Below are 12716 nucleotides of genomic sequence, written 5' to 3' on the forward strand. Positions count from 1 at the left end.
CAGCATGTCCGAGTTGATTCTTCACCATTACCCGACATCCCCGTTCGCCGAAAAAGCGCGCCTGCTGCTGGGCTTCAAAGGCTTGTCCTGGCGCTCGGTGCACATCTCGCCAGTGATGCCCAAGCCTGACCTGACCGCGCTCACCGGCGGCTATCGCAAGACGCCGGTTTTGCAGGTGGGCGCGGACATCTATTGCGATACCGCGTTGATTGCCCGGCGCCTTGAGCAGGAGAAATCCACGCCGGCACTGTTCCCGCTCGGCCAGGAAGCGATCACCCGCACCTTCGCCGCCTGGGCCGACTCGGTGGTGTTCGCCCATGCCGTCAGCCTGGTGTTTCAGCCGGAGTCGGTGGCCGTGCGTTTTGCCAAGCTGCCGCCGGAAGCGATCAAGGCGTTCATCGCTGACCGCACTGCCTTGTTCAGCGGTGGTTCAGCGACCCGCATTCCGGCGGAACTGGCACGCCACCAATGGCCGGCGATCATGGCGCGGCTGGAGCAACAGTTGCAGCGCGAATCGGGGGATTTCCTGTTTGGCGAGCCGTCGATTGCCGACTTCTCCCTGGCCCATCCACTCTGGTTCCTCAAGGCCACGCCGGTGACGGCGCCGTTGGTGGACGCTTATCCGGCCGTTTCGGCCTGGCTGGGCCGGGTGTTCGGTTTTGGCCATGGCACCTCCAGCGACATGAGTTCGGAACAGGCGTTGGAGGTGGCCCGCAACGCGGCACCGGCCGCCTTGCCTGAAGAGTTGTTCGTCGACCCGAACGGCTTCAAGGCGGGCCAGCAAGTGACTATCTCTGCGACCGATTACGGCGTTGACCCAGTGGCCGGGGAACTGCTGTTTACCGGGAGTGAAGAGCTGATTCTGCGGCGCACCGACGAACGCGGCGGCAGCGTGCATGTGCACTTCCCACGCTTCGGGTTCCGCATCCAACCCCAAATCCTGTAGGAGCGAGCTTGCTCGCGAAAAACCAGAGAGCGCAGTTGGGTGTCAGGTTCCCAGCGTTATCGTTAACGATCTTCGCGAGCAAGCTCGCTCCTACAGGGGGCGGTGTGTTTTCCAGAAATATTTTCAGTTATAGGTGAGGTAAACCTGTCGGCGATCCGTGTAGTGCTTGAAACTGCGATTAATTCGCATTAACAGCGCTTTTTACACACGGGTTCTCAAGCATGAAGTCCAGGGCAACGTCGGCGGGTTCGGTTAAACATTGGCTGGGAGCCTCGGTATTGGCGGTTTCGGGGCTGGCGCTGCTGCCCCTGGGCGTGGCGCAGGCGGCTGAGGCGCAGCAGCAGAGCACGTTGTTCAACTTTGCCCTGGCCGCCAAGCCGCTGCCCCAGGCCTTGAGTGATTTCACCCGGGTGACTGGCATCAGCGTGGTCTACACCGACGAAGCGCCCTATGCGATCAAGGCTCCGGCGATCACCGGGCAGATGAGTGCAAACCAGGCCATGCAGCGCTTGCTGGGTAATTCCGGCTTCACCTTCCGCCAGATCGACGCCCGTACCCTGGCCCTGGAACCGTTGCCCACCGACGGCGCGCTGAACCTCGGCGCCACCACCATCAACGGTGCCGCCCAGGTTTCGGACACCACCAGCTATCAGCCGCCGCCCACCAGTTCGGTGATGCGTTCCCACGGCCTGCTGCTGGAAACCCCACAAACCGTCAACGTCGTGCCGGCCCAGGTGATTCGCGATCAACAGCCGCGCAACCTCGACGATGCCCTGGCTAACGTCAGCGGCATTACCCAGGCCAACACGTTGGGCAGCACCCAGGACGCGGTGATGTTGCGTGGTTTTGGTGACAACCGAAACGGTTCGATCATGCAGGACGGCATGCCGCTGGTGCAGGGCCGCGCGATGAACTCCACCGCCGAGCGCGTCGAAGTGCTCAAGGGCCCGTCGTCGTTGCTGTACGGCATCCAGGATCCGGGTGGCGTGGTCAACATCGTCAGCAAGAAACCCGAGCTGATTCAATCCACCTCGCTGACGGCGCGCGGCTCGACCTTTGGTGATGGCAAGAACGGCAGCGGCGGCAACCTCGACACCACGGGCCCGATCGGTGACAGCGGGTTGGCGTATCGCCTGATCGTTGACCATGAAGACGAAGATTACTGGCGCAACTACGGTACCCACCGCGAGAGCCTGATCGCCCCGTCGCTGGCGTGGTACGGCGAGAACACCAAGCTGTTGTTTGCCTACGAGCATCGCGAGTTTCTCTCGCCGTTTGACCGAGGGACAGCGATCGATCCCAAGACCAACCACCCGCTTAATATCCCGTCGACTCGCCGCCTGGACGAGCCCTTCAACAATATGGAAGGCCGCTCCGACCTGTACCGCTTCGAGGCCGACCACGACCTGAATGACGACTGGAAGGCCCACTTCGGCTACAGCTGGAACCGCGAGACCTACGACGCCAGCCAGGTGCGTGTGGTCAAGGTCAACACCAACGGCACCCTGACCCGCAGCATGGACGGCACCCAGGGCGCGCTGACCACGGACCGTTTCGCCACCGCCAGCCTTGAAGGCAAGGTAAACGTCGCCGGCATGCAGCACGACCTGACCTTTGGCCTGGACGACGAGTACCGCAAGATCTACCGGGCCGACCTGATCCGCCAGTCGCCCCGTGGCACCTTCAACTACAACGATCCGGTCTATGGCAATGAAGTGGCGGGCAGCAAAGTCAGCGCGCCGGACAGTAACCAGACCGACCTGCTGCGCAGCGATTCGCTGTTTATGCAGGATGCAATTCACCTCACCGACCAGTGGATCCTGGTGGGCGGCGCGCGTTATCAGATGTACGACCAATACGCCGGCAAAGGCGTCCCGTTCACCGCCAACACCGACGGCAATGGCCAGAAATGGGTACCACGGGTCGGCCTGGTGTACCGCTACACCGACGAGCTGTCGTTCTATGGCAGCTACACCGAGTCGTTCAAGCCTAACTCCACCATCGCGCCACTGGCTAACAAAAGCGTGTTGGATGGCAGCCTGGAGCCGGAGCAGTCGAAGTCCTGGGAACTGGGCACCAAACTCGATATGCCGGGACGCATTACAGCCAGCGCCGCTGTGTTCAACATCGAAAAACGCAACGTGCTGGTTCAGGTGGGTGACGGGCTGGCTGCGGTTTACAGCGTTGCCGGGAAGGTGCGCTCCCGCGGGCTGGAACTGGATGCCAGCGGTCAACTGACGGACAACTGGAGCGTGATCGGCAGCTATGCCTACACCGATGCTGTCGTCACCGAAGACCCGGACCTGAAGGGCAACCGCCTGCAAAACGTCGCGAAGAACACCGGCTCGCTTTCGGCGGTGTATGACTTCGGTAGCATCTTGGGCGGTGACCAGCTGCGGGTCGGCGCCGGAGCAAGGTATGTCGGCGAGCGCTCGGGCGATGCGGCCAACAGTTTCGACTTGCCGGGCTATACCGTGGCCGATGCGTTTGCCACCTATGACACCAAAATCGAGGGGCAGAAGGTCAAGTTCCAGCTCAACGTGAAGAACCTGTTTGACCGTACCTATTACACCTCCGCCGTGAACACCCAGTTCGTGTCCATCGGCGATGCGCGGCAGGTGTCGGTGTCCAGCACCCTGACGTTCTAAATTCGGCTACACCGTAGGGTGCGGTAGCCGGCTACCTCGCCATACGGTTGTCGAGCTGCTAGCGTGGCCGCCATTAATGACTTTGCGGGAACACGATACCGATGCAGTTGGGACGATGGATACACACCGGCGGACTGCTGCTGGGCTTGAGCGTGTTGCTGGGCGGTTGCGCCACGGCGCCGAAAAATTCCACCAGCGACACCCTCGACCAGTTGCTGGCCGACCCGGCGCTGCACGGTGCCAGCGTGTCGCTGATGGTGCGCGATGCCCGCAGCGGCAACACGCTCTATCAACACAACCCACGCACACGGCTGACTCCGGCTTCCAGCCTCAAGTTGCTGACCACCGCGGCGGCGATGGATGTGCTGGGGCCGCAGTATCGGTTTTCCACGCAACTGTTGAGCGACGGCACCCGCCAGGGCGCGGTGCTTAACGGCAATCTCTACCTGCGCGGCCTGGGCGACCCGACGATCCAGTGGGCGGATTACCAGGCGTTGGCGGCCAGCCTGGCGCAGCAGGGCATCCAGCAAGTGCAGGGCGACCTGGTGTTCGATGACACATTCTTCGACGCCGAGCGTCTGGGCACCGATTGGTCCCAGGACGATGAGAGCACCTACTACGGCGCGCAGATTTCGGCACTGACGGTGTCGCCCAATGACGACTTTGATGCGGGCTCCCTGCTGGTCACGGCCAAGGCGCCGGTTACGGCAGGGCGTCCGGTAACGGTGGATATCAGCCCGGCGACCGATTACGTGCAGATCGGCAACCGTGCCATCAGCGGCGCGGGCAACAGCTACGGGATCAATCGCCAGCATGGCACCAACCTGTTGCGCCTCAGTGGCGCATTGGCGCCGGGCAAGCAGAGTCGGCAATTGGTCAGCGTCTGGGAGCCGACGCAACTGGTGGCCAATCTGTTTGGGCAGGCATTGGCGCAGCAGGGAATTAGCGTGCAGGGGCGTCGGATGATCGGAGGTGTGACGCCGCCCACGGCGACAGTGCTCGCGATGCATGAGTCAGCGCCGTTGCAGGAATTGATCACGCCGCTGCTCAAGCTTTCCAACAACAACATGTCTGAAGCACTGCTCAAGACCATGGGCCGCAAGACGGTGAATGCCGGTACGGCACCTGCTGGTGTGGCCGCAGTAGCGGGTTTTTTGACGCGCCAGGGGATTGATACGAGCACGTTGAACCAAGTGGACGGATCGGGGTTGTCCCGACGTAACCTGGTGTCGTCGCAGAACCTGACGGACGTGCTGCTGGCCGCAAGCAAACAGCCCTGGTTCGACGCCTGGTACAACGCCTTGCCGGTTGCCGGTAATCCGGTTCGGATGGCGGGCGGGAGCCTGCGCTATCGCCTGCGGGGCACGGCGGCGGAAAACAACCTGCACGGCAAGACCGGCTCCATGAGCGGCGTGTCGTCGTTGACCGGTTATGTCACCGATGCCAAGGGACGCAAGTTGGTGTTTTCGATGGTGACCAACAATTACGTGGTCGCAGGTGCGCGGGTCAAGGCATTGGAAAACCGTCTGGCCACGGCGCTGGCCAACAGCACGGACTATTGAGCACCGAAGATCAAATGTGGGAGCGGGCTTGCTCGCGAAAGCGGTAGATCAGTCAGTACATGTGTTGACTGTCACACCGCCTTCGCGAGCAAGCCCGCTCCCACATTGGTCCCGTGCAGTCAGGCTGATTGCATTTCAAGGCAGGAACGCTTGCCGGTATTCCCCGGGCGTCGCGCCCATCGCCTGGCGGAACCGGTTGGTAAAGTGGCTGGCACTGGAAAAACCGCACGCCAGCGCAATCTCTCCCAGGGGCAATGACCCGCCACGCAGCAACTCCCGGGCGCGGGCCAGGCGCCGCGCCAGTAGGTACTGGTGGGGCGGCAGGCCAAAACTCTCGCGAAACATTCGCGCAAAGTGGTACTCCGACAACGCGCACAAGCCCGCCAGTTGCCCCAGGCTGATCGGCTCGGCCAACTGCTGATCGATGTACTCCACCAATTGCCGACGCTGATGGGCGGCCAGCCCGCCTTTCAAGCGCAAACCCTCACGCATTCCCACCTGGCTGAGCAAGGTATGGCTGAGCATTTCATGGGCCAGGCTGCTGGTCAGCAGGCGCTCGCCGGGCTCTTTCCAGTTCAGGCTGATCAACTGGTGAAAGCGCCGGGCCTGCTGCGCGTCGTCGAGAAACGTGCTCTCACGCAACTGCAACTCGCGGGGTTCACGGTCCAGCAATGTCACGCAGCCCAGGGCGAATTGCTCCGGGCTGAAATACACATGGGCCAGGCGGATCTCGCCGTTGATCACCCACGCCGACTGATGATCGGCCGGCAGGATGCACAGCTTGTCCGGGCCGCCCTTGGTGCCGGGCTGGTCGCGGCGAAAGGTGCCGGTGCCGCCGCCGATGTAGCAGGACAGGGTGTGATGGTCGGGAGCTTCGTAATCCTGGGCGTCGTGATGGTTGCTCCACAAGGCTGCAGACAAGCCGTCACCGAGCTCGGCACACAGCTCGAGGCGAGCGTTGGGCGAGCGGTTGAGGGATTGAAAGACTTGCAGGGTTTCCAGTGGCGGCATATTCGTACTCTCTGACAGCTTGCATCCTACGCCCAGCGGCGATTCCTGTGATCCCTGCAGCCGACAAAAGCGCAAGAATGTGCAAGAGGCTTTGTGCCGCCCGGGGCGAAACTGTGGCTCAACCTTCGGAGCCCGCCATGAACCTTTTCCTGTATTTACTCACCGTACTGATCTGGGGCACCACCTGGATTGCCCTCAAATGGCAACTGGGCGTGGTAGCGATTCCGGTGTCCATCGTCTATCGCTTTGGCCTGGCGGCGCTGGTGCTGTTCGTGATGCTGCTGCTCAGTCGCAAGCTGCAGGTGATGAACCGCCGTGGGCATTTGATCTGCCTGGCCCAGGGGCTGTGCCTGTTTTGCGTCAACTTCATGTGCTTCCTGACGGCCAGCCAGTGGATTCCCAGCGGCCTGGTTGCGGTGGTGTTCTCCACCGCGACGTTGTGGAACGCGCTGAACGCCCGGGTGTTTTTCGGCCAGAAGGTCGCACGCAATGTGTTGATGGGCGGCGGCCTCGGTTTGCTGGGCCTGGGGCTGTTGTTCTGGCCGGAGCTGGTGGGGCACACCGCCAGCCCGCAAACCTTGCTCGGCCTGGGTTTGGCGCTGCTCGGCACCCTGTGTTTTTCGGCAGGCAACATGCTCTCGAGCTTGCAACAGAAGGCTGGGCTCAAGCCGCTGACCACCAATGCCTGGGGCATGGCCTATGGTGCGTCGATGCTGGCGATGTACTGCGCGGTGCAGGGCATTCCGTTCGACATGGAATGGAACAGCCGCTACGTCGGTTCGTTGCTGTACCTGGTGATCCCGGGTTCGGTGATTGGGTTTACCGCCTACCTGACCCTGGTCGGCCGCATGGGGCCGGAGCGGGCGGCATATTGCACCGTGCTGTTCCCGGTGGTGGCGTTGAACGTCTCGGCGTTTGCCGAGGGCTATCAGTGGACAGCGCCGGCGTTGGTGGGGTTGGTGCTGGTGATGCTGGGGAATGTGTTGGTGTTTCGCAAACCCAAGGCTGGCGCGCCAATCAATCCAATCTACAAGGCGAAGCAGGTCTAGTGTGGGAGCTGTCGAGCCCAAGCGAGGCTGCGATGCAGGCGCTGCGGTTTTGCAGGTGCACTGCGGTGATGCCATCGCAGCCTCGCTAAAGCTCGACAGCTCCCACATTTGATCTCCTTTGCCTGGGAATCACCGTTCGCTACTTCAGGCCCAGGCGCTTGGCCATCCGTCCCAGGTTGGCCCGGTCCAGGCCCAGCTCGCGAGCGGCGCTGGCCCAGTTGTGCTGGTGGCGTTCCAGACAGGCGCTGATGACCTGGCGCTGGTAGTTCTCGGTGGCCAGGCGCAGGTCGCCGGTGACGTCCGGCACGGGGTCGGGCTGCTCTTCGAGCGGTGGCACGGTGGCGTTCGGCAAGTCCAGGTCCGCCGCGCTAAGGCTGAGAATCTTTGGCCGTTCCCGGCAGTTGCCCAGCGCTTTCAAGGCGCTGCGGCCGATCAAGTGTTCCAGTTCGCGCACATTCCCCGGCCATGTATAAGCCAGCAGTGCCGCCTGGGCATCGCTGGTCAGGCGCAGGCTGCCCAGGCCCATGCGTGAACGGTTCTGTTCAAGGAAAAATCCCGCCAGCAACAGCACATCGCGACCGCGCTCGCGCAAGGCAGGGACTTGCAGCGGGTACACACTCAAGCGGTGATAGAAGTCGGCACGATAACGACCGCTGCGCACTTCTTCGGCCAAATCGCGGTTTGTTGCGGCGATCAGGCGCACATCCACCTGATGCTCCTTGTCAGACCCGAGGCGCTGCAACTGGCCGCTTTGCAGCACCCGCAGCAGCTTGGCCTGCACGGTGAGGGACAACTCACCCACCTCATCGAGAAACAGCGTGCCGCCATTCGCCAGCTCGAACTTGCCCCTGCGTTCGTTCAGCGCGCCGGTAAACGCCCCGCGTACATGCCCGAACAGCTCGCTTTCCACCAGGGTTTCCGGCAGGGCGGCGCAGTTGAGGCTGATCAGCGGTTTCTCGGCGCGGGATGAGGCGGCGTGGATCGCCTGGGCGACCAGCTCTTTGCCGACGCCGGTCTCGCCGGTGATCAACACCGTCAGGTCGCTGCCGCCTACCAGGTTGATTTCCTCCACCAGGCGTTTGTGGGTCTTGCTCTGGCCGATCATCTCCTTGTGCTGCTGGCCGCTGGCCTGGCGGTAGATTTCGGCCCGCTGGTGTTCGTCTTCGGCCCGCAGGGCCAGGCGTTCGATGCGTTCGGCAACATTCACCGTTGCGGCGGCGAGGCTGGCGAAGGCTTGCAGGGCGTCCAGTTCCACCCGTTCGAAACGCTCGGTGTCGAGGGCGTCGAGGGTCAGCAGGCCCCAGGGCTGGTCGTCGACGAACAGCGGGCAGCCCATGCAGTCGTGGACTTCCAGGTGCCCGTGCAGGCCGTCTACCAAACCGTCATAGGGGTCGGGCAGTTCGCTGTCGCTGTCAAAGCGGGTGGGGCCGGGGCTGCTGAGCAGCACACCAAAGCGTGGATGTTCGCTGACCTTGAAGCGCCGGCCGAGGGTGTCGGTGCTCAAGCCATCCACCGCCAGCGGCACCAGCCATTCGCCGTCGAGGCGCAGCAGGGCGGCCGCGTCGCAGGGCAACAGGGCGCGCATGGCCTGGAGCAGGCGCCGATAGCGCTCGCCTTCGGGCAGTTCGCGGGACAGGTCGGCGACCAGGGGCAGCAGGGTGGTGAGCAGCGGCTTCGCAGTCATAATGACTCCTTGTAGTCATAGTGACTATAGTGTGTAGGAGGTCATACTGACTACATTAAATTCAAATTACTGATTTATAAGGTTTTATTAGTTGGCATGAATACTGAGTAACAAAGGGTAATCAGTAAGAAGACTCAGGAGTCTGCCATGCTTAGTGCCCAAGACCGTGCCATCGTCAAATCCACCGTGCCCCTGCTGGAAAGTGGCGGCGAAGCCCTGATCACTCATTTCTACCGCATGATGCTGTCCGAGTACCCGGAAGTTCGCCCGCTGTTCAACCAGGCCCACCAGGCCAGTGGCGACCAGCCTCGGGCCCTGGCCAATGGCGTGCTGATGTATGCCCGGCATATCGACCAGCTGGATCAGTTGGGCGACCTGGTGGCGAAGATCATCAACAAGCACGTTGCTTTGCAGATCCTGCCGGAGCACTACCCGATTGTGGGCGCCTGCCTGCTGCGGGCGATTTCCGAAGTGCTGGGCAGCGAAATCGCCACCCCTGAAGTGATCAGCGCCTGGGGCGCCGCCTATGGCCAACTGGCCGACATCCTGATCGGTGCCGAAGCGGCTATCTATAAAGAGAAGGAAGAGGCGCCGGGTGGCTGGCGTGGTGCGCGGCCTTTCACCTTGGTCAAGCGGGTGGAGGAGAGCGCGGAAATCATCTCGTTCTACTTCGCCCCTGTGGATAAAGGTCCGATCCTGGCCGCCGAGCCTGGGCAATACATCGGCATGAAACTGGTGCTGGAGGGCGAAGAAGTACGCCGCAACTATTCCCTGTCGGCGCGTGGCGACTCTGGCCAGTACCGCATCAGCGTCAAGCGCGAGGCCGGTGGCCGGGTGTCGAACTACCTGCATGACCAGTTCCAGGTCGGCGCGACCATCGATCTGTTTCCGCCATCGGGGGAGTTCACGTTGGCGGCCAGCGAAAAGCCATTGGTGTTGATCAGTGGTGGCGTAGGTATCACTCCAACCCTGCCGATGCTCGAAGCGGCCCTGGCCACCGAGCGTCCGATTCACTTTATCCACTGCGCGCGTAATGGTGGCGTGCATGCGTTCCGTGAGTGGGTGGATGGCTTGGCCGCGCAGCACCCGCAGCTCAAGCGCTTCTATTGCTACGCCGAAGATGATGGCGTGAGCCCGGCGGCAGACAAGGTCGGGATGCTGAGCCAGGAACAACTGGCGGCGTGGTTGCCGCAAGAGCGTGATGTGGATGCGTACTTCCTGGGGCCTAAAGGTTTCATGGCGGCGATCAAGCGTCACTTGAAGGCTTTGGGTGTGCCGGAGCAGCAGAGCCGGTATGAGTTCTTTGGGCCGGCGTCGGCTCTGGAATAACCCACCCTCCCTGTAGGAGCGAGCTTGCTCGCGAAGAACGCAAGGGCATCGCGTATATCCAGAATGTACGCGTTATCGTTGACGTTTTTCGCGAGCAAGCTCGCTCCTACAGGGGGCATTAATCCCCTGTTAACCCTCCTTGTTTAAACCTCCTCACGCCAACTGCTCAACTTTCACCGTCCGCGTGTAAACTTGCGGCCATTGGCACAACCAACATTGGCTAAAGGGAAACGGGGATGATCGACGAATTGCGTTTGGGCAGGGAGCGACGCTTTCTGGTACTGCTGGGCATTATCTGCCTGGCGCTGATCGGCGGGGCGCTGTACATGCAGGTGGTGTTGGGCGAGGCGCCGTGCCCGCTGTGCATCCTGCAACGTTATGCCTTGCTGCTGATCGCGATCTTCGCCTTCATCGGTGCCGCCATGCGCACCACCCGCAGCGTCACGCTGTTTGAAGCACTGGTGACACTCAGCGCCCTCGGGGGTGTCGCCGCCGCCGGCTATCACGTGTACATCCAGTTCTTTCCGAAGGTCAGCTGCGGCATCGATGTGCTGCAACCGATTGTCGATGGCTTGCCGCTGGCTTCAGTGTTCCCCCTGGGTTTCCAGGTCGACGGTTTCTGTGAGACGCCTTACCCGCCAATCCTCGGCCTGTCCCTGGCGCAGTGGGCGCTGGTGGCCTTTGTGCTGACGGTGATCCTGGTGCCACTGGGCATTTACCGGAATCGCCAGAACAAAGCCTGAGCCGTAAACAATCAAACGCCCGGGCCTTCCTAATAAAGAAGGCCGGGGCGTTTTTGTTTGTAGGCATTTTGTGAAGGGACCGTGACGCGGGGCAAGTTTGGGTGCGCGCAGCGTGCGACATGTTGTCACACGGAGGCTGTCGCAGGACGTTTCTCACGCCCGTAAACGCGGCATAAATTTGCACAAGGCGGCGTTTTGTGGCTGTCAGTTCGTCGTTTGGCCGGCGCCGCGAGCAGCGTGAGGTACGCGACATTGCCTGATGTCCGAATGCCTTGTTTTTAGGGGACTTGGATCAGTTTTCGATGCCCTTACAGCCTGTAGGGAATGTGGCAAAACGCCCAATAACACGGCAATTTTTGTGGTTTTTGTCGAGAATCAAACGCGATACGATCGCGGACCTTTGCAATAATGGTGAAGGATTATTGCTGGAAACGATAAAAATTATTTCTGGATAAGACATGGTTTATACATCGCTAGCTAACTACAATCGCCCGCACTGAATGTCCGGTGCTGCTCACCCCTGAGCAAACTAGGGCGGTCGAGAAGCGGATGTAACGTTTCATGCGACCCCAGGTGCCGGCAGCCTTTCAACTATCCGCACCAAATGGAATTGGTCTGTAACAAGGCCTTTGACCAACGAATTCGAATAAGAACTCACCGCTAGCCCGGGACGTGTCGATTCGCGCAAGGTGCGACGGGCAGGCCCTTATTCAATCGAAGAGAAATGCCAACCCTTGGCAGGGTGAAGTGTTGGCGATCAAAACCCAACTGCATTGCGCAAGCTGCTTTAGAGGTCGTGAGATGAGTAAAAACAGGTACCCCCGATTACTAGGCTTTTTGCCGCTGCTCGGCATGATGTTAATGCTGGGAGGCTGCAAGTGGACCTTGCTCGACCCTAAAGGTCAGGTCGGTCTGGATCAACGCAACCTGATCATCACCGCCACCCTGCTGATGCTGTTGGTCGTGGTGCCCGTGATCATCATGACGTTCGCTTTCGCCTGGAAATACCGCGCGTCGAACACCAGCGCGACCTACGCGCCGAAGTGGTCGCACTCCACCAAGATCGAAATCGCGGTGTGGCTGGTTCCGATCCTCATCATCATCGCCCTGGGTTACATCACCTATAAGTCGACCCATGAGCTGGACCCTTACCGTCCGCTGGACTCCGACGTCAAGCCGATCAACATCGAAGTGGTCGCGCTGGACTGGAAGTGGCTGTTCATCTACCCGGACCTGGGTATCGCCACTGTGAACCAGATCCGGTTCCCGGAGAACACCCCGCTTAACTTCCGGATCACCTCCGACGCCGTGATGAACTCGTTCTTCATCCCTGCACTGGGTGGCCAGATCTACGCGATGGCAGGCATGCAGACTCGCCTGCACCTGATCGCGAACGAGAAAGCTGAAATGGAAGGCATCTCCGCTAACTACAGCGGTGCTGGCTTCACCGGCATGAAATTCAAAGCGATCTCGACGAGCCAGGAAGATTTCAACGCCTGGGTAGCCGAAGTCAAGGCCGCACCTAAACAGCTTGATCAAGCTGAATACGATGCCCTTGCCAAACCAAGCCAGAACAACCCAGTCGCCCTGTACTCCACGTACGAGCCGGACCTGTTTCAGAAAATCGTCGACAAGTACGAAGGTATGAAGCCAGGCAAGCCGGTCAAGCACGAGAAGAAAGAAGTGGCCGCGGTTGAAGGTTCTGACACGGGCTCGCATTCAACTGCTGGGGCAGAGGAGTAAA

General features: G+C 61.1%; 9 protein-coding genes. 7 read left to right on the forward strand and 2 right to left on the reverse strand.

The annotated features are described in order from the left end of the window. Nucleotides 1-4 precede the first annotated feature (4 nt). The 3 genes from SNL23_RS00985 (at nucleotide 5) to dacB (ending at nucleotide 5156) form a co-directional block, all read left to right on the forward strand. The gene (locus SNL23_RS00985; RefSeq protein WP_318301362.1) at nucleotides 5-946 is read left to right on the forward strand and encodes a glutathione S-transferase family protein; all 942 of its coding nucleotides are present in this window, start codon (nucleotides 5-7) and stop codon (nucleotides 944-946) included. Nucleotides 947-1167: 221 nt separating this feature from the next. Continuing rightward, the gene (locus SNL23_RS00995) at nucleotides 1168-3594 is read left to right on the forward strand and encodes a TonB-dependent siderophore receptor (protein WP_318301363.1); all 2427 of its coding nucleotides are present in this window, start codon (nucleotides 1168-1170) and stop codon (nucleotides 3592-3594) included. A gap of 101 nt (nucleotides 3595-3695) precedes the next feature. Further along, a complete protein-coding gene (gene dacB, locus SNL23_RS01000; RefSeq protein ID WP_318301364.1) occupies nucleotides 3696-5156 on the forward strand; it encodes a D-alanyl-D-alanine carboxypeptidase/D-alanyl-D-alanine endopeptidase in 1461 nt (486 codons plus the stop codon). Nucleotides 5157-5291: 135 nt separating this feature from the next. On the opposite strand, the gene SNL23_RS01005 is transcribed toward dacB, so the two are convergent. Then, complete coding sequence (locus SNL23_RS01005) at nucleotides 5292-6167, reverse strand: helix-turn-helix domain-containing protein (RefSeq protein ID WP_167662847.1); 876 nt, start codon at nucleotides 6165-6167, stop codon at nucleotides 5292-5294. Between the two features lie 137 nt (nucleotides 6168-6304). Between SNL23_RS01005 and SNL23_RS01010 the strand changes: the two genes are divergently transcribed. Continuing rightward, a complete protein-coding gene (locus SNL23_RS01010; protein WP_318301365.1) occupies nucleotides 6305-7216 on the forward strand; it encodes a DMT family transporter in 912 nt (303 codons plus the stop codon). A gap of 139 nt (nucleotides 7217-7355) precedes the next feature. On the opposite strand, the gene norR is transcribed toward SNL23_RS01010, so the two are convergent. Further along, nucleotides 7356-8900 carry a nitric oxide reductase transcriptional regulator NorR gene (gene norR, locus SNL23_RS01015; RefSeq protein ID WP_076015663.1) on the reverse strand — a complete coding sequence of 515 codons (1545 nt, stop codon included), beginning with the start codon at nucleotides 8898-8900 and terminating at the stop codon, nucleotides 7356-7358. Nucleotides 8901-9047: 147 nt separating this feature from the next. Between norR and hmpA the strand changes: the two genes are divergently transcribed. The 3 genes from hmpA (at nucleotide 9048) to cyoA (ending at nucleotide 12715) form a co-directional block, all read left to right on the forward strand. Next, a complete protein-coding gene (gene hmpA / locus SNL23_RS01020; protein ID WP_318301366.1) occupies nucleotides 9048-10229 on the forward strand; it encodes an NO-inducible flavohemoprotein in 1182 nt (393 codons plus the stop codon). 236 nt (nucleotides 10230-10465) lie between these two features. After that, on the forward strand, nucleotides 10466-10972 hold the full coding sequence (locus SNL23_RS01025; protein WP_076015661.1) for a disulfide bond formation protein B: 507 nt from the start codon (nucleotides 10466-10468) through the stop codon (nucleotides 10970-10972). A gap of 801 nt (nucleotides 10973-11773) precedes the next feature. After that, entirely contained in the window at nucleotides 11774-12715 is a 942-nt protein-coding gene (gene cyoA, locus SNL23_RS01035) for a ubiquinol oxidase subunit II (RefSeq protein ID WP_076015660.1), read from the forward strand. The last annotated feature ends 1 nt before the right edge of the window (nucleotide 12716 follow it).

It is taken from the genome of Pseudomonas sp. SED1 (genome assembly GCF_034044025.1).
Taxonomy (GTDB): Bacteria; Pseudomonadota; Gammaproteobacteria; order Pseudomonadales; family Pseudomonadaceae; genus Aquipseudomonas.

Excerpts from the sequence above, each read along its gene's own strand:
- dacB (WP_318301364.1), top strand. The coding sequence starts at position 3,696 with ATGCAGTTGGGACGATGGATACACACCGGCGGACTGCTGCTGGGCTTG.
- SNL23_RS01005 (WP_167662847.1), bottom strand. The coding sequence starts at position 6,167 with ATGCCGCCACTGGAAACCCTGCAAGTCTTTCAATCCCTCAACCGCTCG.
- hmpA (WP_318301366.1), top strand. The coding sequence starts at position 9,048 with ATGCTTAGTGCCCAAGACCGTGCCATCGTCAAATCCACCGTGCCCCTG.
- norR (WP_076015663.1), bottom strand. The coding sequence starts at position 8,900 with ATGACTGCGAAGCCGCTGCTCACCACCCTGCTGCCCCTGGTCGCCGAC.
- SNL23_RS00985 (WP_318301362.1), top strand. The coding sequence starts at position 5 with ATGTCCGAGTTGATTCTTCACCATTACCCGACATCCCCGTTCGCCGAA.
- SNL23_RS00995 (WP_318301363.1), top strand. The coding sequence starts at position 1,168 with ATGAAGTCCAGGGCAACGTCGGCGGGTTCGGTTAAACATTGGCTGGGA.
- SNL23_RS01025 (WP_076015661.1), top strand. The coding sequence starts at position 10,466 with ATGATCGACGAATTGCGTTTGGGCAGGGAGCGACGCTTTCTGGTACTG.
- SNL23_RS01010 (WP_318301365.1), top strand. The coding sequence starts at position 6,305 with ATGAACCTTTTCCTGTATTTACTCACCGTACTGATCTGGGGCACCACC.
- cyoA (WP_076015660.1), top strand. The coding sequence starts at position 11,774 with ATGAGTAAAAACAGGTACCCCCGATTACTAGGCTTTTTGCCGCTGCTC.